The following is a 22211-nucleotide window of genomic DNA, read 5'->3' as shown; positions in this document are numbered from 1 at the left end:
AACACCGCAATCCTGAGCCGGGAACTCAGGTCAACAAAACAGGGAACAATCACCATGATGATGGAAAAGTTTGCTCTACGATCCCGCATTCTGCTTGCGGGCGCGGCCATGTCGGCGCTGCTTCTGGCTGGTGCCCCGGCCGGGGCGGTCACGCCCGCCGACACACTGGTCGAGGGTTTCGCGATCGACGACATCATCTCCATGGATCCGGGCGAGGCGTTCGAGTTGTCGACCGCCGAGGTCACCGGCAACACCTATGATCTGCTGGTCCGCCTCGACCTCAGCGACACCTCCAAGGTCAAGCCCGATCTTGCCGAAAGCTGGGCCGTCTCCGACGACGGCCTGACCTACACCTTCAAACTCAAGCCCGGCCTGAAATTCGCCTCGGGCAATCCGATCACGGCTGCCGACGTCGCCTACTCGTTCGAGCGCGTTGTCAAGCTGGACAAGAGCCCAGCCTTCATCATCGAACAGTTCGGCATCAGCGGCGACAACGTCGCCGACAAGGCCAAGGCCGTCGACAACACCACCTTCCAGTTTACCGTCGACAAGGCCTATGCGCCGAGCTTCGTGCTGAACTGCCTGTCGGCGACCGTCGCATCGGTCGTCGATAGCAAGCTGGTCAAGGAGCACGTCGTCAAGGCCGCGCCCACCGCCGACTACAAATGGGACAATGACTTCGGCAACGCCTGGCTGAAGACCGGCTATGCCGGTTCCGGCGCCTACAAGCTGCGTGAATGGCGCGCCAACGAAGCCGTCGTCATGGAGCGCAATGACAATTATCACGGCGAAAAGGCCAAGCTCGCCCGCGTCATCTATCGCAACATGAAGGAAAGCTCGGCGCAGCGCCTGGCGCTCGAGGCCGGCGACATCGACGTTGCCCGCAATCTCGAACCGAACGACCTCGACGCCATTGCCAAGAAGGCCGATCTCACCACCAACAGCGCGCCGAAGGGCACGGTCTTCTACATCAGCCTCAACCAGAAGAACCCGAACCTGGCCAAGCCCGAGGTTCGCCAGGCCTTCAAATATCTGGTCGACTATGACGCGCTGAGCTCGACCATCCTCAAGGGCATCGGCGAGATCCACCAGACCTTCCTGCCCAAGGGCGATCTTGGCGCTCTCGACGAAAACCCCTTCAAGCTCGACGTCGCCAAGGCCAAGGAACTGCTGGCGAAGGCAGGTCTGCCAGACGGCTTCAGCGTGACCATGGATGTGCGTACCGGCCAACCGACCACGGGCATGGCGGAATCGATCCAGCAGACGCTCGGACAGGCCGGCATCAAGCTGGAGATCATCCCCGGCGACGGCAAGCAGACGCTGACCAAGTATCGCGCCCGCAACCACGACATCTATATCGGCCAGTGGGGACAGGACTATTTCGATCCGAATTCCAACGCCCAGACCTTCGCCTCGAACCCGGACAATTCGGATGCCGGCAAGTCGCACACACTGGCCTGGCGCAACGCCTGGGACATTCCGGACCTGACCAAGCAGACCGAAGCGGCTCTGCTGGAGAAGGACTCGGCCAAGCGCGCCGCGCTGTACCAGGACCTCGAGAAGAAGGTACTCGACACCAGCCCCTTCGTCCTCATCCACCAGCAACTGGAAGTGGCTGGCTTGCGCAAGAACCTCAAGGGTTTCGCGCTCGGCCCGAGCTTCGACACCAACTTCGTGGGGCCGGTTTCCAAGGAATAGCGCCCGCGGACACGCCGCATGAGCGCGGTTGAAAGCCAGGGGAAGGCGGGGCGCGGCAGCGCCCGCGCTTTTGCCATTCTCTCCTCGATCGGCCGGTTCCTGGTCATCGCGGTGACGACCTACCTTGGTCTTCTCGCGGTCACCTTCTTCATCGGCCGCGTCATCCCGATCGACCCGGTGCTGGCCGTGCTCGGCGACCGCGCGCCGGCAAACGTCGTCGAGCGCACGCGCCGCGAGATGGGCCTGGACCTGCCGCTGATCGAACAGTTTTATATCTATGTCAGGAGTGCGGTGAACGGGGATTTCGGCACTTCGGTGCTGACCACCAACCCTGTCATGACCGACATCCGCCGCGCTCTTCCGGCAACGACGGAACTGGCCACGCTCGGAACGCTGATCGGCGCGCTGTTTGGCGTGCCGCTCGGCGTGCTGGCGGCCGTCAGGCGCGGCAGCTTCATCGACCAGATCGTGCGCGTCATCGGCCTGATCGGCTATTCCGTGCCGATCTTCTGGCTCGGGCTGCTTGGGCTCGTCCTGTTCTACGCCAAGCTGCAATGGGTGGCCTTTCCGGCGCGGCTCGACGTCGTCTACGAATACACCTTCACGCCGGTCACCGGTTTCTACCTGCTCGACTCGGCGATGCAGGGCCAGTGGGATGTCTTTTGGGACGCCTTCCGCCACATCATCCTGCCGGCCTCGCTGCTCGGCTATTTCTCGCTCGCCTATATCAGCCGCATGACGCGATCGTTCATGCTCAACGAACTTGCTCAGGAATATGTCGTCGCCGCGCGCGCCAAGGGCCTGTCGGAACGCCGCATCATCTGGGCCCACGCGCTGCGCAATGCAGCCGTGCCGATGGTGACGGTGATCGCGTTGTCCTATGCCGGCCTGCTCGAAGGTTCGGTGCTGACCGAGACCGTCTTCTCCTGGCCGGGCATCGGGCTTTACATCACCAACTCGCTGCAGAATGCCGACATGAACGCCGTGCTTGGCGGCACCATCGTCATCGGCTCGGTGTTCATCGGCATCAATCTTTTGTCAGACCTGCTCTATCGTTTGCTCGATCCGAGGACGAAATCCGCATGAGCGCCGAGGCGATCCAGAGCCGTCGCGACTGGCTGCTCAGCGAGCGGCCGGCCTCCCGCATGCAGGCAAGGTTCGGCCGCGCCTATGTCGCATGGCGGCGCTTTTCCGCCAATCGGCTGGCCTTTGTCGGCCTGCTGATCATCATCGCGCTGCTGGTCATTGCCGCTCTTGCCGGCGTGCTGGCGCCCTATTCGCCGACTGTCGGCGACCTGAAGAACGCGCGGCTGCTGGCGCCGAGCGCGCAGCACTGGTTCGGCACCGACGACCTTGGCCGCGACATCTATTCGCGCATCCTCTACGGCTCGCGCTGGACGCTCTATGTGGTCATTCTGGTCGCCATCATCGCCGCCCCGATCGGTCTTCTCGTCGGCACCGTCGCCGGCTATGCCGGCGGCTGGACCGATGCCATCCTGATGCGCATCACCGATATCTTCCTCGCTTTCCCCAAGCTGATCCTGGCGCTGGCCTTTGTCGCCGCCCTCGGCCCCGGCATCGAGAATGCGGTGCTTGCCATCGCCATCACGTCCTGGCCACCCTATGCGCGCATCGCGCGTGCCGAAACGCTGACCGTGCGCAACTCCGACTACATCAAGGCGGTGCAGCTGATGGGCGCGTCGCCCGCCCGCATCGTGCTGCGCCACATCATGCCGCTCTGCATCTCCTCGCTGATCATTCGTGTGACGCTCGATATGGCCGGCATCATCCTCACCGCCGCCGGCCTCGGCTTCCTCGGCCTCGGCGCGCAGCCGCCGCTGCCCGAATGGGGCACCATGATCGCCTCGGGCCGCCGCTTCGTGCTCGACCAATGGTGGGTGGCCGGCGCGCCGGGCTTCGCGATCCTCATCGTCAGCCTCGGCTTCAACCTGCTTGGCGATGGCCTGCGCGACGCGCTCGATCCCCGCAGCGGTGACCAATGAGCGCCCTTCTCGACGTCGAGGACCTGCGCGTCACCTTCCCGACCCGCACTGGGCTGATCGAGGCGGTGCGTGGCGTTTCATTCTCGCTTGGCCGCGAACGCCTCGGCATCGTCGGCGAGTCCGGCTCGGGCAAGTCGCAGACGGGCCGCGCCATCATGGGCCTGACGCCGCCGCAGGCCCGGATATCGGCCGGCAAATTGGCCTTCGACGGCATCGACCTGCTCGGCATCTCGCCGCGCGAACGCCGGGCGCTACGAGGCAACCGCATCGCCATGATCCTGCAGGATCCGAAATATTCGCTCGATCCGGTGATGAGCATCGGCCGCCAGATCGTCGAGACGCTGCGCACGCACGAGAAGGTCTCCAAGGCCGAGGCGCGCGAGCGGGCGCTGGCCATGCTGGAGGCCGTACAGATCCGTGACCCCAAACGCGTTTTCGACCTGCATCCGCACGAAGTCTCCGGCGGCATGGGCCAGCGCGCCATGATCGCCATGATGCTGATCGCCGGACCCGAACTGATGATCGCCGACGAGCCGACTTCGGCGCTCGACGTCACCGTGCAACTCGACGTGCTCAACATCCTCGATAAGCTGGTCAGCGAGCGCGGCATGGGGCTGATCTTCATCTCGCACGATCTGCGCCTGGTCTCGTCTTTCTGCGACCGCGTCGTCGTGATGTATGCCGGCAAGGTGGTCGAGCAGTTGAAGGCCTCGGAGCTGCGTGAGGCCCAGCATCCCTATACGCGCGGCCTGCTCAATTGCATGCCGCGGATCGGCTTCGAGCGCCATCCCTTGCCGGTGCTCGACCGCAAGCCGGAGTGGGCGGCATGACGTCAGCGATTGCCGTCGACAGGCTGGAGGTGATCTTCGACCGCTTTCGCGCGCTGAAGGGCGTCAGCCTGGAGGTCAGGGAAGGAGAGTCCTATGGGCTTGTCGGCGAAAGCGGCTCCGGCAAGTCGACATTGCTAAGAGCGATTGCCGGCCTCGCACCGGTCTCCTCCGGCAGCATCGCCGTCAACGGCAAGACGCTCGGCGCGCGCCGCGACAAGGCCTTCTACCGCGAGGTGCAGATGGTCTTTCAGGATCCGTACGGCTCGTTGCATCCGCGCCAGACCGTCGATCGCCTGCTGCAGGAGCCGCTTGCCATCCACGGCTTCGCCGATGGCGAGAAGCGCATCGAACGCGCGCTGGACGAAGTCGGGCTCGGCAACGGTTTTCGCTTCCGCTACGCGCACCAACTCTCGGGCGGCCAACGCCAACGTGTCGCCATTGCCCGCGCGCTGATCCTCGAACCCTCGATCCTGCTGCTCGACGAGCCGACCTCGGCGCTCGACGCCTCGGTACAGGCCGAAGTGCTGAACCTGCTCGAAGAGGTGCGACGGCGGCGCAAGCTCACCTTCCTGATGGTCAGCCACGACCTCGCCATCATCACCCATATGTGCGAGCGGCTGATGGTGATGCAGAACGGCGAAGCGGTGGAGACGCTGACCGCCAGCCAGTTGATCGGCCACCGCGTGAATGCGGACTATACGCGCAATCTGCTCAGGGCGAGCGAGGGGTTTGTGCGCGCCTGACGTTTATCGCTGACGGCATTCGAATTTCCGCCTTAGACCGCTCCACCTTCGGGCACCGTTTCCCCTTGTACGCCGTTGCCTTCGGGCTCCCGCTTCGGCTCCTTGATGCGGAACCACGTTACATAAAGCGCCGGCAGGAACAGCAGCGTGATCGCGGTACCCGCGATGATGCCGCCCATCATGGCGTAGGCCATCGGACCCCAGAACACTTCGCGCGCGATCGGGATCAGCGCCAGGCTGGCCGCGGCCGCCGTCAGCGCGATCGGCCGCATGCGGTGCTCGGTGGCTTCGATGACGGCCGTCCACCGGTCCTTGCCCTCGGTCACGAGGTCCTCGATCTGCACGATCAGGATGACCGAGTTGCGGATCAGGATGCCGATCAGCGCCAGAACGCCGAGGATGGCGACGAAGCCGAGCGGCGCGCCGCTCGGCACCAGGGCCGCCACCACGCCGATGAGGCCGAGCGGCGCCACCGCCACCACCAGGAACAGGCGCTGGAAACTCTGCAACTGGACCATTAGGATCGTCGCCATCACGAACAGCATCAACGGCACAACGGCAGCTATCGGTCCCTGGCTTTTGGCGCTCTCCTCGACCGAGCCGGCGGTTTCGACCGAATAGCCTGGCGGCAGCTTGGCGATGAAGGCGTCGACCGATGGCTTCAGTTCGTTGACCACGGTTGCCGGCAGCGCGTCGCCGACCAGGCCGGCGCGCACCGTGATGGTCGGGATGCGGTCGCGCCGCCACACCGTCGGCTGCTCGAGCTCGTAGCGGAAGTTAGCGACCGCCGCGAGCGGGATCGCCTCGCCGGTGCTGGTCGGCAGCTGCATGTTCTGCAATGTCTCGATCGAGCCGCGCTCGGCCTCGCGCGAGCGCGCCACGACATTGATCAGGTAGGTGGCGTCGCGCACCTGGGTGATCGTGGCGCCGCCGACCGTGCTGTTCAGCGCGCTGGCGATGTCCGAAGAGGTGATGCCGAGCTGGCGCGCCTTGTCCTGCAGCACGTCGACCCTCAGCACACGCTGCGGTTCGTTCCAGTCGAAGGTCGGCGCGGCGAGCTTCGGATTGACCGAGACGAGGCCGGCGAAGTGTTGCGCCAGTTCTCGCACCGTCTGGATGTCGGGTCCGCCGACGCGGTACTGGACAGGACGGCCGACCGGCGGTCCGAGTTCGAGCAGCTTGACGAAGGCGTCGGTGCCGACGAATTCCTCGCGCAGCAGCTTCTCCAGTGCCGCCTTGACCCGGTTGCGGGCCTCGATGCTCTTGGTGACAATCACGGTCTGGCCGAAATAGGGGTTGGCCGGCTGCACGTCATAGGCCAGCACGAAGCGCACCGCGCCCTGTCCGATATAGGACGAGAAATGGTCGATGTCTGGGTTGCCGACCAGCGCCCGCTGCTCGAACCGCTCCATCTGGTCGCGCGTGTCGGCGATCGACGCGTTCTGCGGCAGGTTCCAGTCGACGACCAGCTCCGGCCGGTCGGATGGCGGGAAGAACTGCTGCTGAACGAGACCGAAACCGGCGATGGAGGCGGCGAAGAGAAGCACCGTGACGATGATGGTGAGCCAGTGGCGGCGCACCGAGCCGATAAGGACCCTTCGAAACAGCGACGTGAGGCGGCCGGGCTGGTCGTGGTGCTTGGCCTTCATCGTCGCCGGCAGGATGGTGACGCCGAGCAGTGGCGCAAACAGCACCGCGACGATCCATGACACCAGCAGCGACACGGCGATGACGACGAACAGGGTGAAGGTATATTCGCCGGCTGCGCTGTTGTTGAGGCCGATCGGGATGAAGCCGGCGACCGTGACCAGCGTGCCGGTCAGCATCGGGAAGGCGGTCGAGGTGTAGACATAGGTCGCCGCCTTGCGCAGATTATCGCCGATCTCCAGCCGCGCCACCATCATCTCGACCGCGATCATCGCGTCGTCCACCAGCAGCCCAAGCGCGATGATCAGCGCACCCAGCGAAATGCGCTGCAGCGATATGCCGAGATATTCCATGACGGTGAAGGTGATGGCCAGCACCAGGGGGATCGACAGCGCCACCACGAAGCCGGCGCGCATGCCGAGGCTGATGAACGACACCGCGAGCACGATGGCGACCGCCTCGAACAGCGCGCGGGTGAACCCTGAAACCGCTTCCTCGACGATGACAGGCTGGTCGGCAACCAGATGCACGCCGACGCCGACCGGCAGGTCGGCCAGCACCTTGTTCATCTCCTCATGCAGCGCCTCGCCGAATTGCAGCAGGTTGGCGTTGGGCTTCATGCCGATGGCGAGCCCGATCGCGTCCTGGCCATTGAACCGGAACAGCGCCGTCGGCGGATCGACATAGCCACGTGTGATTGTCGCTACGTCGCTCAGGCGGAAGAAGCGGTCATTGACGCGCAGGTTGATGGCGCGCAGGCTCTCCTCCGAGGTGAACTGGCCGCCGACGCGCACGCTGATGCGCTCCGGGCCGGACTGGATGACACCGGATGGCGTGATTGCGTTCTGCGCCTGCAGGCTTGCCACGATCGCCTGCTGGTTGAGGCCGAGCGCCGCGATCTGGCGGGTCGAGAATTCGAGATAGATCGCCTCGTCTTGCGCGCCGACCAGGTCGACCTTGCCGGCATTGGGCACGGTCAGGATTCTGGTCCTGACATCCTCGACATAATCGCGCAGCTGGCGCGGCGTCAGCCCATCCGACGTGAAGGCGTAGATGTTGCCGTAGACGTCGCCGAAGCGGTCGTTGAAGAATGGTCCCTGCACGCCTTGCGGAAACTGGTTCCGGATGTCGTTGACCATGTTGCGCACCTGCAGCCACGTCGGCACGACGTCGCGCGCCCTGGTGGTCGGCTTCAGGTTGACGAAGATGACGGTCTGGCCGGCTGTGGTGACCGATTTGGTGTAGTCGAGGCTGTCGAGCTCCTCCAGCTTCTTCTCGATGCGGTCGGTCACCTGCCGCACGGTCTCGTTGACCGAGGCGCCTGGCCAGTTGGCCTGGATGATCATCGTCTTGATGGTGAAGGCCGGATCTTCCTCGCGGCCAAGATTGAGGTAGGAAAATACGCCGGCCACCACGAAGACCAGCATGAAATACCAGACCAGCGAGCGGTGGTTGAGCGCCCAGTCGGAGAGATTGAAGCCCTTCATGAGGCCCCTCCCTTGGGCACTTTCACTTTCTGACCTTCGCTCAGGCTGTGGACACCCGCGGTGACGACACGCATGCCGGCTTCAAGCCCCTCGGCCACGGTGAAGGTGCCGCCATTCTTCGATGCGAGCTTGATGTCGCGCGCGCTCACGCTCGATGTCTGCGGATCGACGATCCACACTTTCTCGGCGCCGTCTTTTTCGAGGAGTGCCGACATGGGCAGTTCGATCGTCGGCGCCACCTTGGTCACGCGGGTTGCCGTCACCGTCGAGCCGAGCCGGAAGGCCTGCGGCGGATCGGTCAGCGTCAGTCGCACGCGCCGGGTGCGGGTCGACCCCTCGGCCTGCGGCGCGATCTCGCGCAGCTTGGCCTCCGTCTGGATCGTCGGCAGCGATTGCAGGATGACCTGGAATGGCGTGCCGGCGGAGAGATCGCCGGTCAACTGATCGGGAATATCGACCACCGCTTCGCGCAGGTCCGAGCGCGCCACGGTGACGACCGTCTGCCCGGGTGAAACCGTCTGGCCGACCTCCGCGCCGACTGCGGTGACGACGCCGTCGAAATCCGAGAACAGCCTGGCATAGCCAAGCTGCTCCTGCGACTTGGCCAGCGAAGCCTTGGCCCGTTCGACACTGGCCTCGGCCGCTTTCCTTCCCTGCTGCGCGGCATCGAAGACGGACTGCGAGGTGTTGGCCGAGGCAAGCAGCTGGCGCTGGCGCTCCTCGCTGGCGGCGGCGTTGGCGAACTGCGCCTCGGCGTTGGAGAGCTCCGCCTTGGCCGCTTGCACCGCCAGCTCCAGCGCGGTCGGGTCGAGCGCGGCGATCGTCGTGCCCTTGGTGACGATGTCGCCGACCTTGACGTCGCGCGAGACAACCCGGCCAAGCAGCCGGAAGGCCAGGTCGGCGCTGACCTGTGGCTCGACCGAGCCGGCGAAGCCGAAGGTCCGGGTGGTGCGCGGCTCGACCACGAGCGACAGCACTGGCCGGGTGATCTCCGGCGGCTTTTGATCCGACTTCGAGCAGGCGCCAAGCGCGCCAAGCGCAAACAGGCCAAGCAGGATGCGTACCAGCCGGTTCATTGGCTCGCTCCCGCTATCTCGACCGTCTGGCCGGGGCTGAGCAACTGCCCGCCCGCGGTGACGACGCTTTGGCCTTCATTCAGTCCCTTGGCGATCACGACGGTACCGGAATCGAAAGCCAGCACCTCGACGGGCGTCGTCGCAACCGCCTTGGTCGAAGGATCGACGATCCACACCGCAGGCTTGCCGGCGCTGGATGTCAGCGCTTGCCAGGGCAACAGGATCACCTTCGCGGGCTTGGCGCTGACCGAGCCGATGACGGTGGCCCCTAGCGGCATGCCGGCGGGCGTATCGGGAATGCCGACCTTGACCCGGATCGAACCGGACGCCTGGTCGACCGCCGGCGAAATTTCGCGCACCTTGCCTGTTGCCCTCACCTGCGGATCGGACAACAGCGTGATCGTCACCGCGGGAGAGGTAGGCGTCCTGGCGACCAGCGTCTCCTGCACGTTGAACACGGCGTCCCGGTCGCCGTCCTCGGCTACGGTGAAGACGGTTTGCGCCGCTTGCACCACCTGGCCGGCTTCGACCTGGCGGGCGGTGATCACGCCGGCGGCGCCAGCCTTGAGTTCGGTGAAGGACAGGTTTTGCTGCGCGTTGGCGAACGCGCTCTGCGCCGCATCGACGCTGCCTTGCGCCACCTTCAGCGCCTGGTCGGCGGTGTCAAAATCGCGTCTGGTGGTGAAGCCCTGGGCAAGCAGCGTCTTCTGCCGCGCGAATGTGGCGGCGGCCTGGGTCAGTTGTGCTTGTGCCGCGTCAAGATCGGCCTGCGCGGAACGCAGATCGGATTCCTGTTCCTGCGGATCGATGCGGGCAAGCACCGCGCCCTGGTCGACATGCTGGCCGACATCGACAAGCCGCTCGGCGACGCGGCCGCCGACCCTGAACGACAGATTGTTCAGTGTGCGCGCCGCGATCACGCCCGTCAGCGAGGTTCTTGGCGCATAGTCGGCGAGCGCCACCGTCTCGGTGCGCACCATGATCGGCAGCTTTTTCGCCGCAGCCTCCTGCTTCTGGCAGCCGGTCAGCAGCAGGGCGACCATACAGGCGAAAAGCGCCGAGGCGACTGGAAAAGACAAAAGGCTAGAGGTTTTGACCGATGGCGGCGAGACGGAGGATGTCGCGTTCCTGCTCATGGGCTCCCCTCGACCGCGGACCGCTCGCTGACGCTCGCGGATATCTGGAGGATAATCGATCGCCGGAAAAAGGAAACCGGTCTTGCCTGCCTATCGCCCGACTGGGTAAGGGCAGGCACCCGCCGGCCGCAGGCCCAATTGCCTGCCGGTGGTGCCGACTTGAGGAAAACGTGAAATAAGGTCAGAAGACATCTGACCAACGAGAACGGGCGCCGGCCCGATGAGGGATATTATGAAGAATTCAGCCATTTCCGAACGCAAGAACCAGTCGATTTCACGCGGCGTCGGCATGACCACGCAGATCTATGCCGACCGGGCTGAAAATTCGGAGATCTGGGATGTCGAGGGCCGCCGCTACATCGACTTCTCCTCCGGCATCGCCGTGGTCAATACCGGCCACCGCCATCCCAAGGTAATCGAGGCTGTCAAGGCACAGCTCGACCGCTTCACCCATACCTGCCATCAGGTGGTGCCCTATGAAAGCTACGTGCGGCTGGCCGAACGCCTGAACGCCATGCTGCCCGGCAAGTTCGAGAAGAAGACCATCTTCGTCACCACCGGCGCCGAGGCGGTCGAGAACGCCATCAAGATCGCCCGCAACGCCACCGGCCGCCAGGCCGTCATTGCCTTTGGGGGCGGCTTCCACGGCCGCACCTTCATGGGCATGGCGCTGACCGGCAAGGTCGTTCCCTACAAGGTCGGCTTCGGCGCCATGCCGGGCGACGTCTACCACGTGCCGTTCCCGGTGCAGCTGCATGGCGTCTCGGTCGCCGATTCGCTTGCCGCGCTCGACAAGCTGTTCAAGGCCGATGTCGATCCGGCCCGCGTCGCCGCGATCATCATCGAGCCGGTTCAGGGCGAGGGGGGCTTCTACGATGCGCCGCGTGAGCTCCTGACGGCGCTGCGCAAGCTCTGCGACCAGCATGGAATGCTTCTCATCGCCGATGAAGTGCAGACCGGCTTTGCCCGCACCGGCAAGATGTTCGCGATGGACCATCACGAGGTCGCTGCCGACATCACCACCATGGCCAAGAGCCTTGCCGGCGGCTTCCCACTGGCGGCGGTCACCGGCCGCGCCGAGATCATGGATGCGCCCGGCCCTGGTGGGCTCGGCGGCACCTATGGCGGCAGCCCGATCGGCGTCGCCGCCGCGCATGCGGTTCTCGATGTGATCGAGGACGAAAAGCTGTGCGACCGCGCCAACACGCTGGGTGCGCGGCTGAAGCAGCGCCTTCAGTCGATCCGCGACGACGTGCCCGAGATTGTCGACATCCGCGGCCTCGGCTTCATGAACGCGGTTGAGTTCAACGACATCAAGAAGGGCCTGCCCTCGGCCGAGATCGCCAACGCCGTCCGGCTGAAGGCGCTCGACAAGGGACTGATCCTGCTGACCTGCGGCGTCTATGGCAACGTCATCCGCTTCCTGGCGCCGATCACCATCCAGGACGAAGTCATGAACGAGGCGCTCGACATTCTGGAAAGCTCGATCCGCGAAGCCTGCGCCGCCTGACCACTTTACCTCCCCCTCGTGGGGAGGTCGGACCGAAGGTCCGGGTGGGGGGCTTGGCGCCGACCCCCACCCCGCTGCTTCGCAGCGACCCTTCCCCGCAAGCGGGAGGGTAAGGGCGTCTAGCCCGCAGCCCTTGCCGGCTCATCCTGCTGAAACGCGGCCAGTGCTGCCTTTAGCCCTTCGGGGCCCATGGCCACCGTTTCCCGCGTCGGTGAGAAGCCGGCGCCGAGCATCTTGCGGCCGAGCATGTGGTCGCCCGGCCGATTGACGGATTCGATGCCGAGCAGCCGGTCCCCGGCGTAATGGTAGATCGAAAACTTGTTGTCGGGCAGGTCGCCCAGCACGACATGGCTGTCGCCGCCGGCGGTCAGCCCGACCATCTGCAGCTTCATGTCGCCAATGTCGGACCAGAACCATGGCACCGCGGAATAGGCATCGGCATGGCCTGATATGGTGCGCGCGGCAAGGCGTGCCTGGTCGGTGGCGTTCTGCACCGACTCCAACCGCACGTCGCCGCCGGTGAACCAGTGCCGGTAGGAGGCGGCGTCGCCGATTGCGAGGATTTCAGGCACCGAGCTGCGCATCTGTTGGTCGACGCGGATGCCGTTGGCCACGACGAGGCCGGCTGCCTGCGCCAGTTCGACATTCGGCACGGCGCCGATGCCGACGATGACCATGCGCGCCGGCAGCCTTTCGCCTGTTGAGGTGATCGCGGCCACGACATGACCGTTTTCGCCTTCCAGCCGGGCAATCGAGGTGCCGGTCAGGATGCGCACGCCGGTCGCTTCCAGCCGTTGGCGGACATGGCTCGCCACGGCGGGCGCCACGGCGCGTCCAAGCAGCCGGTCGACCGTTTCGACAACCGTCACCGTGCGGCCGGCCGCCCGCAGCGTCGCGGCAATCTCCAGCCCGATGAAACCGCCGCCGAGGATGACGACATCTTCGCTCTGTGCGCTCAACTCCCGGATCAGCCGCGCATCGGCCAGCGAGCGCAGCGACAAAACGCCGGAGAGGTCCGAGCCTGGCAGCGGCAGGGCGCGCGGGCGCGACCCGGTCGCCAGGATCAGATGGTCGAAGGCAAGCGAGCCGCCACCGGCGATGTCGAGGCTGCGGCGACCGGAATCGATGCGCTCAATCCGGATTCCCGGCCGGTAATCGATGGCGCTGCCAGTATAGAAGGCCTCGCCGCGCAGGGGCTGCGGCTTGGCTTCCGCGTCCTTGATAAAGGTCTTCGACAGTGGCGGCTTGTGGTAGGGCAGTTCGTTCTCGTCACCGACGAGGATCACCGGCCCGTCATAGCCGTCCTCACGCAGGCTTGCCGCCGCTTGCACGCCAGCATGACCCGCGCCGACAATGACCACACTGTTCTTCATCGCATTCCCATCCCGATTTTGATCCTAGGACGTCTCGCCAAGTGGCAATTGTCTGGCGCCGCCGCAAGAGAGCTTTTGCGGGTCGCACCGGGAATGGCGGCTGTCAATCGCACAGTTCGTCGAGAAAACCGGTGAAGGCAGCGGATAAAGTTGACTATCATAGTTTAGAATCATTCTAAACTATTGTTTCGATTGGATTTTCCAGCAATTTTGGTTGACTTCCGCTGGCGTCGAAGCTTTAAGGGATCTCGCGCATTGGCGCATCCCTTTGATGTCTGGGCCTTGAACCCGTTCGATTGGAGGCATTTTGGTGTCTTTCTTCCCTGAGCCGCGCGGCAGCGCGGCATATCCTGCGGCCGGTGGCATGCACACGGCCTGGTGCCGGCTGCCACGCGCGCCGTCTGCGGAATTCCCGAGAGACTGGAGAGCGATGATGACAGCACGATATGGCGGCAGGCTCGCGGCGATTGGTGCCACGGCCTTGCTGACGGCGGCGGTGTTCGTGCTGCCCGCGAAGGCGGAAACCGACCTCAAGGCGGTCATCAAGACTTACGCGGATATCGGGCTTGCCAAATATGAGGATTCCCTGATCACCGCGCAGGCGCTCGACAAGGCGATCGACGCCTTGCTTGCCAAGCCGTCGGCCGAAACGCTCAACGCCGCCCGCGACGCCTGGAAGGCGGCCCGCGTGCTCTATCCGCAGACCGAGGTCTACCGCTTCGGCAACAAGATCGTCGACGACTGGGAAGGCGGGGTGAATTCCTGGCCGCTGGACGAAGGCCTGATCGACTACGTTGCCAAGAGCTACGGCACGGAATCGGACGCGAATTCGCTCTATACGGCCAATGTAATCGCCAACAAGGAAATCGAGATCAACGGCAAGAAGGTCGATGCCTCGACGCTTTCGCCGGAATTCCTCTCCGGCACCTTGCAACAAGCTGGCGGCATCGAGGCCAACGTCGCCACCGGCTATCACGCCATCGAGTTCCTGCTCTGGGGCCAGGATATGCACGGCACCGGTCCGGGCGCCGGCGAGCGTCCCTATACGGATTACGACCTCAAGAACTGCACCGGCGGCAATTGCGCCCGCCGCGCACAGTACCTGAAATCGGCAACTGACCTTCTGGTCTCCGACCTGCAGAAGATGGTCAACGACTGGAAGGAAGACGGCGCCGCGCGCAAGAACCTCGTCGATGGCGGGCCGAACACCGCGATCTCGATCATCTTCACCGGCATGGGCTCGCTGTCCTACGGTGAACTGGCCGGCGAACGCATGAAGCTCGGCCTGCTGCTGCATGATCCGGAAGAGGAGCAAGACTGCTTCTCCGACAACACATACAACTCCCATCTTTACGACGCCGTCGGTATCCGCGCCGCCTATCACGCCAGCTATATCCGCCTCGATGGCACCGTCGTTTCGGGGCCCTCGGTGTCCGATATGGTGAAGGCAGTCGACCCGGCGATCGACAAGGAACTGTCGGGGAAGCTCGAAGTCACCGTCGCCAGGATGGAAGCGATCAAGGCGCGGGCCGAGGCCGGCGAAGCCTATGACCAGCAGATCGCCGAGGGCAATGCGCAAGGCAATGCCACCGTTCAGGCGGCGATCGACGCATTGATCGACCAGACCAAATCGATCGAGCGCGCCGTCGGCTCGCTGAAGCTCAACGCCATCGCCTTCGAGGGTTCCGACAGCCTCGACGCGCCGGACAAGGTGTTCAAGTAAGGCCAGAAGCCTGCTCAGGAGCCGGGCGACCGGCTTCGGAATGAGGAGGCCCCGGCAGTAAGAAATGCCAGGCGGCGCGGGAGCCGCCGCCAGCCATCCGAGCCAAGTAATGCTGATCTGCCATTGCAACATCATCACCGAAACGGAGATCGAGCAGGCCATCGTCGGGCTGCTTGACAAGGACCCCTGGCAGCTCATCGTGCCGGCAAAGGTCTACCACGCCATGCAGAAGCGCGGGCGTTGCTGCGGCTGCTTCCCAAATGTGGTCGAAACGATCATTCGGGTCACCGAAAATTACCACGGCCGCTCGGAGGCGGGCGGTGTGGATGTCGTTTCACATCTGGATCGTGTCAGAGGCCTGCGCGTCCAATACGGGAGCAGAAGCCATGAAAGGCGAACCGCGGATCATCGAGCGGCTTAACGAGGCTCTGTTCCCCTTGAGACGCAACTCGGTCTGCTGCCCTCGATCGGCGAAGAGGAATACTGGCAGCACAACCCCCCGGCGGGCGAGGCGGAATAAGGATATGCGGAAATGCGGCGCCCCATAGCTGTCTTGCGCCGCTTGCGGCGGGCCAAAGGCCCGCTAGGTGTTCAGAAAACGCCAGTTATGTCGGCTGGTCGGCGCTGCACCATTCTCATGCTGGCGCTGGCCTCTTCGGCGGTGGCCGGCGCCCTTCCCGCCGGCCTCGCCACCGTGCGTACCGACCTTAATGCGAAAGACCAGGCGCGCGTCGCTGCCGTCACCAGGGCGACTACGGATTTCTCCAGACCCGAGCCGTTCGAACTGATGCAAGGTGGCGCCGGCACGTCCGAGAAAGACGTCAGCCGTGAGTCCTTCTCGCAATCCTCGGCCAACATCACCTTCGAGGAAGAGAGCATCTTCAAGCTCGGTAACGCCCTGTTCCGCAAGAACTGGGTGTCGTCGCCATCCTCGACGCAGGCGTCGGACGGGCTTGGGCCCCTGTTCAACGAACGGGCCTGCCAGAATTGCCATCTGAAGGATGGTCGCGGCCGCCCGCCGCAAGGTGACGCCGGCACCACCTCGATGTTCCTGCGGCTGGCCCGCGAGGCAAGCAGCGCGGAAGAGAAGGCGGCTATCGCCGACCATCAGTTGCCCAACTTCCCCGATCCGGTTTACGGCACGCAGTTGCAGGAGCTGGCGGTGCCTGGCCTGCACGGCGAAGGCCGGATGCATGTCGACTATCAGGAACGTAAGGTAGAACTGACGGATGGCACGGTGGTTTCCCTGCGGAAGCCCAGTTACTCCGTCACCGATCTTGCCTATGGGTCTCTCGATCCGCGCACCACGCTGTCGCCGCGCCTGACCCCGCCTATGATCGGCCTTGGGCTGATCGAGCAAATCGCGCCGACCGACATCCTTGCTCATGCCGATCCGGAGGACCGCGATGGTGACGGCATCTCCGGCAGGCCGAACATCGTCCGCGACAGGCCGAGCGGTGAGTTGACGGTTGGCCGTTTCGGCTGGAAGGCGCAGACAGCATCGATCCGCCAGCAGGCGGCGGATGCTTTTGTCGGTGACATCGGCATTTCGACGCCGGAAGAACCGAAGCATTGGGGCGACTGCACGGCCGCGCAGGCAAAATGCCTCGCCATGCCCAACGGTGTGCAGGAGCGGCTCGGCCTGGTGGAGGCACCGCCACCGGTGATGGATCTCGTCACCTTCTATGCACAAAACCTGGCCGTGCCGGCACGCCGCGATCTCGCCGCGCCTGATGTGCTCGCAGGAAAAAAGGTCTTTTACGAGATCGGCTGCGTTGCCTGCCACACGCCGAAATTCGTCACCCGCCGCGACGCGCCCAACAAGGCGCAGGCCTTCCAGCTGATCTGGCCCTATTCCGATTTCCTGCTGCACGACATGGGGCCTGACCTTGCCGACGGCCAGGCTTTGGGCGACGCGACCGGCAACGAGTGGCGCACCCCGCCGCTGTGGGGTATCGGCCTGACCGAGATCGTCAACGGCAATTCCTTCTTTCTGCACGATGGCCGTGCCCGCAGCCTGACCGAGGCGATCCTGTGGCATGGCGGCGAGGGCCGGAAGGCGCGCGACCGCTTTGCCGCCGCCGACGCTGCCGAGCGCGATGCATTGCTTAAATTCCTGGAGTCACTTTGATGCTGAAGCGTTCCGCGCTGGTTCTCGCTCTTCCCCTGGCGTTGCTGGGTATTTTTCCGGCATCGGCGGCCGTGAAGGCCTCCGACGTGATCCAGCGCGCGGTCGACGGCTTTGTCCGCCCGGCCTATGCCGGCCTCCACGAACACACGCAATCCCTGGCGAAGGCCATGCACAAGCTCTGTGAGGCACCTTCGCAAGGGGAACTTGATGCGGCGCGTGCCGAGTTTTCGGCCACGGTCTATGCCTGGTCGTCGGCCGAGATCATCGGTTTTGGGCCGATCAAGGAGAACAACCGCCTGGAGCGCATGCTGTTCTGGCCGGACCGCAAGAGCATTGGCCTGAAGCAGGTGCAGGCGGCCATGTCGGACAAGGACGCTACCGCCACCGATCCGGCACAACTGGCCGGCAAGAGCGTTGCCATGCAAGGCTTGGGTGCGCTGGAATTCGTGCTTTACGGGGACGGCGCCGCTGCGCTGACGGGCAAGGATGATGCCTATCGTTGCGCCTATGGGGCCGCGATTGCCGGCAACATCGAGACCATGGCCAAAGACGTCGACGACGCTTGGAACAAGCCGGACGGCTTTGCAATGCTCTGGGCCAATCCGGGACCGCAAAACGCACTTTACCGCGACGGCAACGAAGCAGTGATTGAGCTGGTCGGGGTCTTCATCAAAGAGTTGGAGATGGTTCGCGATGTCCGCCTGAAGGGCTTCCTTGGAGCCGGGCCCGGGACGGACAAGCCGAAACAGGCGATCTACTGGCGTTCGCAAAACACTGCCAATTCGCTGGCCGGAAATCTCGCCGGCATCGATGCGCTGTTCCAGGTCTCGAAGCTCGGCGATGCGCTGCCGGCGGATGCGCGCTGGATGGCGGAGTCGATCCATATCCAGCTGGTCAACGGCGTCGCCACCGCGAAGTCCATCCATGGTCCGATCGACAAGGCGCTCGCCGATCCGGCGCAGCGCGAAAAACTCGAGCATTTCGCGCTGATCACCTCCAGCCTGTCGACGCTGATCGGAGCCAGGCTGACCGCCGAATTCGGCCTGACTGCAGGTTTTTCGTCGTTGGATGGAGATTGAGCGTGAGCCGGAAAATGGCGTGGGCATTTGGCGATAGGCGCAGCGGCTGCGACGCGTGGCCGGTATTTGCGAATCTCCGTCTTTGGAGATTGGTCGAAACGCTAGTCGCTTCGTCATCCTGGGGCGGAGCAAGGAGCGAAGCGACGCGGCGCAGACCCCGGGATCCATGCCGCGACTTCAGGGCGTTGCAACGGTTCGGCTTTCTGCTCCGCTGCGTTCTTCGGCTGAAATCACGGCATGGATCCTTGGGTCTTCGCGACGGAGCTTCGCTCCTGCTTCGCCCAAGCATGACGAATTCTGAAAGGCTTCGGCCAACCTCGGATGGCTGCGATAATCCGCTCGAGCGATCGGTGGGAACTGAATGCCAACTTCGACCTCCGGACATGGCGATGAGCGAGCCTCTAACCGTTGGGATGGTGTCATGAGAACATCCCTCATGGATCGCCGTGATTTCCTGAGGGCCGCGGGCATTGGCTTTGCCGCCGCGATGGCACCGTCGGCCTGGGCAAAAACGCTGGCGGCGGGTGCCGTCTTCGCCACCGCCTTCCTCAAGCGCGACGGCGGTTTTGGTGCTGCCGTCCTGTCGGAGGCCGGCAAGGTGCTGCATGCGATCGACCTGCCCGATCGCGGCCACGACGTCACCTTCGATCCCGTATCCAGGCGTTCGGTGGTTTTCGCCCGCCAGCCGGGCACTTTCGCCGTCGTTTTCGATCACACCGGGCACGATGCTCCGCTGACAATCGCCAGCATCCCCGGCCGGCATTTCTTCGGCCATGGCGTGTTCTCGCCCGACGGCGCGCTGCTCTACGCCACGGAGAATGATTTCGACAACGCTGCAGGCGTGGTCGGCATCTATGATGCGCGGGCGAAATTCAGCCGCGTCGGGGAGTTCCCGACCTACGGCATGGGGCCGCACGAGCTTCTGCTGCTGGGCGATGGCAGGACGATCGCGGTCGCCAATGGCGGCATCGAGACCCATCCCGATTATGGCCGTGCCGAGCTCAACATCGGGACCATGAAGCCGTGCTATGTGCTTGTCGACCGCGTCTCTGGTGACCTCATCGAAAAGCACGAACTGCCGGCGGCGCTGCATCAGCTGTCGATCCGCCACATGGACACCGACCAGACCGGCACCGTCTGGTTCGGCTGCCAATACAGGGGGCCGGGCACCGATCGTCCGGCGCTGGTCGGCCGCGCCACGCGCGGCAAGGATCTGCAGTTGCTCGACATGCCGGGGGATGTGCTGTCCGGCTTTCGCAACTATATCGGCTCGGTCGCCGCCAATCCTTCAGCCGCCACGATCGCCGTCTCGTCGCCGGAAGGCAATTCGCTTGCCGTGATCGACGCGGCGAGTGGCCGGGTGGTCTCGACCCGCGCGCTGGTCGAGGTCTGCGGTGTGGCGCCGGATGGATTGGGCTTCATGGCCACCACGGGCGCCGGTGAGATCATTGAAGGCAGCGGCGTGGCGCGGTCGGAACCGGACTATGTCTGGGACAACCACATGCTGCGCATCGAACAGGTCCGGTAGAGCGCTGGCAGAACCGAAGCCGCTTAACAAATTGTGCTTGCGGTGGCGCGCCTTGGCGGGCACAGGGAAGTGGTTCTCGGAACCGGTCGCTTCATGAAAGTGCTTGCCATCGACTGTGCCGCCAGCCTCTGCGCCGCCTGCGTCTACGACGCGGCGGCAGAGGAGGAACTCGGCCGCTCGGTGCTCGATCTCGGCAAGGGCCATGCCGAACACCTGATGGCGGTCATCGCCGAGGCGATGAAGGCGGGTGCGACTGACTACGCCGGCCTTGGCGCCATCGCCGTCTCCGTCGGTCCCGGTTCCTTCACCGGCCTTCGCGTCGGTGTTTCGACAGCGCGCGGGTTGGCGCTGGCGCTCAAGGTGCCCGCGATCGGCGTGACGACGCTCGAGGCGCTGGCGGCCGAAGCGGCAGCGGCATTTCCCGGCCGCGCCGTGCTGGCGGCGCTCGATGCCGGCCGTGAGGAGATCCATGCCGCATTGTACGATAAAATGTCAGCTTTGACTTACGGCCCCGCGGTGACCACGCTGGCGGAAGCCACGGCCCTGGCGGTCGAAAATGCTGCCGTGCTTGCCGGCACCGCGGCGGCGCACATCGCCGCTTCAGCCGGGCGCGCTTTCGACATCGGGCCACGGATGGCCACCGCCGACATTGTCACCTACGCCCGTCTTGCCGTCGCCAAAGGCGAGAGCGAAAGGCCAAAACCGCTTTACCTGCGCGGCGCTGATGCCAAGCCGCAGGCCGGATTTATTCTTTCGAGGCAAGAAAAATAGAATGCGCATACCCTTTCTTCAGCCGCGTCGCCGGGACTATGCACTCGAGCCGCTCAGGATCACCGACAGTCCCGCGATCTCGCTGCTGCACCGCGAGGATTTCGTCCGCCCGTGGACCGATGGCGAGTTCGCTGCCTTGCTCGAACAGGACACCGTGTTCGGCTACGCCGCGCGCGAAACCGGGCAGGGCGCCAAGCCGCCGGTGGGCTTCGTGCTGGCAAGGCTGGCAGCCGGCGAGGGCGAGATTTTGACCGTCGCCGTGGCGCGATCGCATCGCCGCCAGGGGCTGGGCTGGCAGCTGATGGACGCGGTGCTACGCGAACTGCACGCCCAGCGCGCCGAAGCGCTGTTCCTGGAGGTCGACGAGACCAATGTCGCCGCGATCGCCCTCTATCGGCGGCTCGGCTTCCGCGAAGTCGGCAAGCGCCCGGATTACTATAAGGCGCCCGGGCGCGGGCCGACCGGGGCGCTTGTCATGCGCCGCGATCTTCGCTAGCCAGAGGCCGCATGACCCCGAAAATCGGATCCGATTTCGGAAGGATCATGCGCCAAGATTAAGGTGTTGCAGCGTCCTTTGTGCGGCCAAGAGGACGCGCGGCACTGTAATGGTAAGGCCAAGGACGCATGATCGGAAAAATCAGGATTTTCCTGGCGCTGGGCCTCGTCGTTGCCGGTTCGCTGGTCCTGGTGCCGTTGCAGATACTGTCGATGAAAACCGGCTGGTGGCCGGAAACCGTCATCCTCAAGATATGGCATAGGCTGATCGTCCGGGCGCTCGGCATGCGCATCCATGTCAAGGGGACGCTGTCGGCCAAGCGCCCCTTGCTGGTTGCCGCGAACCACATCTCCTGGACCGACATCATGGTGCTGGGCTCTTTTGCCGATGTGAAGTTCATCGCCAGGGCCGACATGGAAGGCTGGCCGCTGATCGGCATGCTGTCGAAACTGCAGCGCACGGTCTTCATCGAGCGCGAACGCAAGCGTTCCTCGGGGGACCAGGCCAGCGAGATCGCCGGCCGCATGGCCAGGGGCGACGCCATGGTGCTGTTCGCCGAGGGCTCGACCGGTGACGGCAATGTCGTCCTGCCGTTCAAGAGCACGCTGTTCGGGGCCGCCTCGATGGCGATTTCGGAGGGTGCTGCCGAGCAGGTATTCATCCAGCCGGTGGCGATCGTCTATACGCGCCTGCATGGCGTGCCGCTCGGCCGCCGGCACCGCCCGATCGCAGCCTGGATCGGCGACGAGGATTTGATGCCGCACCTCAAGGTGCTGATGGCCGAAGGCGCCCTCGATGTCGAGGTGCATTTCGGCGAAGCGATTGCCTTTTCCAAGGGCTCGAACCGCAAGGAAACGGCGAAGCTGATGGAAAGGCAGGTGCGTGAGATGATGCAGGCGTCACTCGCCGATCCGCGCCCGAGCCGCTAGCCCGGCACGCTCCTGCGGGCGCATACCGAGAATCGTCTGTTTTTTGTCACG

At 64.5% G+C, this 22211-nt stretch carries 18 protein-coding genes; 14 read left to right on the top strand and 4 right to left on the bottom strand.

The features are described 5' to 3' along the window. Positions 1 to 54 precede the first annotated feature (54 nt). From FJ934_RS06210 to FJ934_RS06190, 5 genes are read left to right on the top strand one after another with little or no spacing between them, the layout of a single operon-like run. Entirely contained in the window at positions 55 to 1698 is a 1644-nt protein-coding gene (locus FJ934_RS06210) for an ABC transporter substrate-binding protein (protein ID WP_140607808.1), read from the top strand. An 18-nt stretch (positions 1699 to 1716) separates the two neighbouring features. Continuing rightward, a complete protein-coding gene (locus FJ934_RS06205) occupies positions 1717 to 2784 on the top strand; it encodes an ABC transporter permease (RefSeq protein WP_140607806.1) in 1068 nt (355 codons plus the stop codon). Continuing rightward, positions 2781 to 3701, top strand: a complete 921-nt coding sequence (gene nikC / locus FJ934_RS06200; RefSeq protein WP_140607804.1) for a nickel transporter permease — start codon at positions 2781 to 2783, stop codon at positions 3699 to 3701. Before FJ934_RS06205 ends, nikC begins: the two co-directional genes overlap by 4 nt. After that, positions 3698 to 4531 carry an ABC transporter ATP-binding protein gene (locus tag FJ934_RS06195; protein WP_140607802.1) on the top strand — a complete coding sequence of 278 codons (834 nt, stop codon included), beginning with the start codon at positions 3698 to 3700 and terminating at the stop codon, positions 4529 to 4531. The genes nikC and FJ934_RS06195 overlap by 4 nt, the downstream gene beginning before the upstream one ends. Then, entirely contained in the window at positions 4528 to 5274 is a 747-nt protein-coding gene (locus tag FJ934_RS06190; protein ID WP_140607800.1) for an ABC transporter ATP-binding protein, read from the top strand. The genes FJ934_RS06195 and FJ934_RS06190 overlap by 4 nt, the downstream gene beginning before the upstream one ends. Before the next feature lie 32 nt (positions 5275 to 5306). Here the strand turns inward: FJ934_RS06190 and FJ934_RS06185 are convergent, their stop codons facing one another. The 3 genes from FJ934_RS06185 to FJ934_RS06175 are packed head-to-tail and all read right to left on the bottom strand — an operon-like array spanning position 5307 to position 10620. Further along, positions 5307 to 8408, bottom strand: coding sequence for an efflux RND transporter permease subunit (locus tag FJ934_RS06185; RefSeq protein ID WP_140607798.1), 3102 nt, complete (start codon positions 8406 to 8408; stop codon positions 5307 to 5309). Further along, a complete protein-coding gene (locus FJ934_RS06180; RefSeq protein ID WP_140607796.1) occupies positions 8405 to 9484 on the bottom strand; it encodes an efflux RND transporter periplasmic adaptor subunit in 1080 nt (359 codons plus the stop codon). Before FJ934_RS06180 ends, FJ934_RS06185 begins: the two co-directional genes overlap by 4 nt. Then, positions 9481 to 10620, bottom strand: coding sequence for an efflux RND transporter periplasmic adaptor subunit (locus FJ934_RS06175; RefSeq protein WP_140607794.1), 1140 nt, complete (start codon positions 10618 to 10620; stop codon positions 9481 to 9483). The genes FJ934_RS06180 and FJ934_RS06175 overlap by 4 nt, the downstream gene beginning before the upstream one ends. A 232-nt stretch (positions 10621 to 10852) precedes the next feature. On the opposite strand from FJ934_RS06175, the gene FJ934_RS06170 reads away from it, so the two are divergent. Next, on the top strand, positions 10853 to 12130 hold the full coding sequence (locus FJ934_RS06170) for a 4-aminobutyrate--2-oxoglutarate transaminase (protein WP_140607792.1): 1278 nt from the start codon (positions 10853 to 10855) through the stop codon (positions 12128 to 12130). A 119-nt stretch (positions 12131 to 12249) separates the two neighbouring features. Here FJ934_RS06170 and FJ934_RS06165 read toward each other — a convergent pair whose 3' ends face one another. Further along, positions 12250 to 13503: an FAD-dependent oxidoreductase gene (locus FJ934_RS06165; RefSeq protein ID WP_140607790.1), complete on the bottom strand. Its 1254-nt coding sequence runs from the start codon at positions 13501 to 13503 to the stop codon at positions 12250 to 12252. Between the two features lie 433 nt (positions 13504 to 13936). Here FJ934_RS06165 and FJ934_RS06160 point away from each other — a divergent pair, with 433 nt between their 5' ends. The 8 genes from FJ934_RS06160 to FJ934_RS06125 all read left to right on the top strand — a co-directional run bounded on the left by FJ934_RS06160 (position 13937) and on the right by FJ934_RS06125 (position 22160). After that, on the top strand, positions 13937 to 15226 hold the full coding sequence (locus FJ934_RS06160) for an imelysin family protein (protein WP_140607848.1): 1290 nt from the start codon (positions 13937 to 13939) through the stop codon (positions 15224 to 15226). A 109-nt stretch (positions 15227 to 15335) separates the two neighbouring features. Then, a complete protein-coding gene (locus tag FJ934_RS06155; RefSeq protein ID WP_140607847.1) occupies positions 15336 to 15647 on the top strand; it encodes a (2Fe-2S)-binding protein in 312 nt (103 codons plus the stop codon). A 111-nt stretch (positions 15648 to 15758) separates the two neighbouring features. Continuing rightward, positions 15759 to 17357: a di-heme oxidoredictase family protein gene (locus tag FJ934_RS06150; protein ID WP_140607788.1), complete on the top strand. Its 1599-nt coding sequence runs from the start codon at positions 15759 to 15761 to the stop codon at positions 17355 to 17357. Next, complete coding sequence (locus tag FJ934_RS06145; protein WP_140607786.1) at positions 17357 to 18436, top strand: imelysin family protein; 1080 nt, start codon at positions 17357 to 17359, stop codon at positions 18434 to 18436. The genes FJ934_RS06150 and FJ934_RS06145 overlap by 1 nt, the downstream gene beginning before the upstream one ends. 421 nt (positions 18437 to 18857) lie before the next feature. Then, on the top strand, positions 18858 to 19964 hold the full coding sequence (locus FJ934_RS06140) for a DUF1513 domain-containing protein (protein WP_140607784.1): 1107 nt from the start codon (positions 18858 to 18860) through the stop codon (positions 19962 to 19964). Positions 19965 to 20057: 93 nt separating this feature from the next. Beyond that, positions 20058 to 20735: a tRNA (adenosine(37)-N6)-threonylcarbamoyltransferase complex dimerization subunit type 1 TsaB gene (gene tsaB, locus FJ934_RS06135; protein WP_140607782.1), complete on the top strand. Its 678-nt coding sequence runs from the start codon at positions 20058 to 20060 to the stop codon at positions 20733 to 20735. Between the two features lies 1 nt (position 20736). Then, the gene (gene rimI / locus FJ934_RS06130; protein WP_140607780.1) at positions 20737 to 21231 is read left to right on the top strand and encodes a ribosomal protein S18-alanine N-acetyltransferase; all 495 of its coding nucleotides are present in this window, start codon (positions 20737 to 20739) and stop codon (positions 21229 to 21231) included. A gap of 128 nt (positions 21232 to 21359) precedes the next feature. After that, on the top strand, positions 21360 to 22160 hold the full coding sequence (locus tag FJ934_RS06125) for a 1-acyl-sn-glycerol-3-phosphate acyltransferase (RefSeq protein ID WP_140607772.1): 801 nt from the start codon (positions 21360 to 21362) through the stop codon (positions 22158 to 22160). Positions 22161 to 22211 lie beyond the last annotated feature (51 nt).

Source organism: Mesorhizobium sp. B2-4-12, from assembly GCF_006441575.1.
In the GTDB taxonomy this organism is placed as follows: domain Bacteria; phylum Pseudomonadota; class Alphaproteobacteria; order Rhizobiales; family Rhizobiaceae; genus Mesorhizobium.
This window is presented reverse-complemented; position numbering and strand designations above follow the sequence as displayed.

What these genes read in the sequence shown, in the direction of transcription:
- FJ934_RS06175 (WP_140607794.1), bottom strand. Translation starts at nt 10,620, where the DNA reads ATGAGCAGGAACGCGACATCCTCCGTCTCGCCGCCATCGGTCAAAACC.
- FJ934_RS06165 (WP_140607790.1), bottom strand. Translation starts at nt 13,503, where the DNA reads ATGAAGAACAGTGTGGTCATTGTCGGCGCGGGTCATGCTGGCGTGCAA.
- FJ934_RS06140 (WP_140607784.1), top strand. Translation starts at nt 18,858, where the DNA reads ATGAGAACATCCCTCATGGATCGCCGTGATTTCCTGAGGGCCGCGGGC.
- FJ934_RS06190 (WP_140607800.1), top strand. Translation starts at nt 4,528, where the DNA reads ATGACGTCAGCGATTGCCGTCGACAGGCTGGAGGTGATCTTCGACCGC.
- FJ934_RS06205 (WP_140607806.1), top strand. Translation starts at nt 1,717, where the DNA reads ATGAGCGCGGTTGAAAGCCAGGGGAAGGCGGGGCGCGGCAGCGCCCGC.
- FJ934_RS06195 (WP_140607802.1), top strand. Translation starts at nt 3,698, where the DNA reads ATGAGCGCCCTTCTCGACGTCGAGGACCTGCGCGTCACCTTCCCGACC.
- FJ934_RS06150 (WP_140607788.1), top strand. Translation starts at nt 15,759, where the DNA reads ATGCGGCGCCCCATAGCTGTCTTGCGCCGCTTGCGGCGGGCCAAAGGC.
- FJ934_RS06145 (WP_140607786.1), top strand. Translation starts at nt 17,357, where the DNA reads ATGCTGAAGCGTTCCGCGCTGGTTCTCGCTCTTCCCCTGGCGTTGCTG.
- rimI (WP_140607780.1), top strand. Translation starts at nt 20,737, where the DNA reads ATGCGCATACCCTTTCTTCAGCCGCGTCGCCGGGACTATGCACTCGAG.
- FJ934_RS06185 (WP_140607798.1), bottom strand. Translation starts at nt 8,408, where the DNA reads ATGAAGGGCTTCAATCTCTCCGACTGGGCGCTCAACCACCGCTCGCTG.
- FJ934_RS06125 (WP_140607772.1), top strand. Translation starts at nt 21,360, where the DNA reads ATGATCGGAAAAATCAGGATTTTCCTGGCGCTGGGCCTCGTCGTTGCC.
- FJ934_RS06210 (WP_140607808.1), top strand. Translation starts at nt 55, where the DNA reads ATGATGATGGAAAAGTTTGCTCTACGATCCCGCATTCTGCTTGCGGGC.
- FJ934_RS06180 (WP_140607796.1), bottom strand. Translation starts at nt 9,484, where the DNA reads ATGAACCGGCTGGTACGCATCCTGCTTGGCCTGTTTGCGCTTGGCGCG.
- FJ934_RS06170 (WP_140607792.1), top strand. Translation starts at nt 10,853, where the DNA reads ATGAAGAATTCAGCCATTTCCGAACGCAAGAACCAGTCGATTTCACGC.
- FJ934_RS06155 (WP_140607847.1), top strand. Translation starts at nt 15,336, where the DNA reads ATGCTGATCTGCCATTGCAACATCATCACCGAAACGGAGATCGAGCAG.
- nikC (WP_140607804.1), top strand. Translation starts at nt 2,781, where the DNA reads ATGAGCGCCGAGGCGATCCAGAGCCGTCGCGACTGGCTGCTCAGCGAG.
- tsaB (WP_140607782.1), top strand. Translation starts at nt 20,058, where the DNA reads ATGAAAGTGCTTGCCATCGACTGTGCCGCCAGCCTCTGCGCCGCCTGC.
- FJ934_RS06160 (WP_140607848.1), top strand. Translation starts at nt 13,937, where the DNA reads ATGACAGCACGATATGGCGGCAGGCTCGCGGCGATTGGTGCCACGGCC.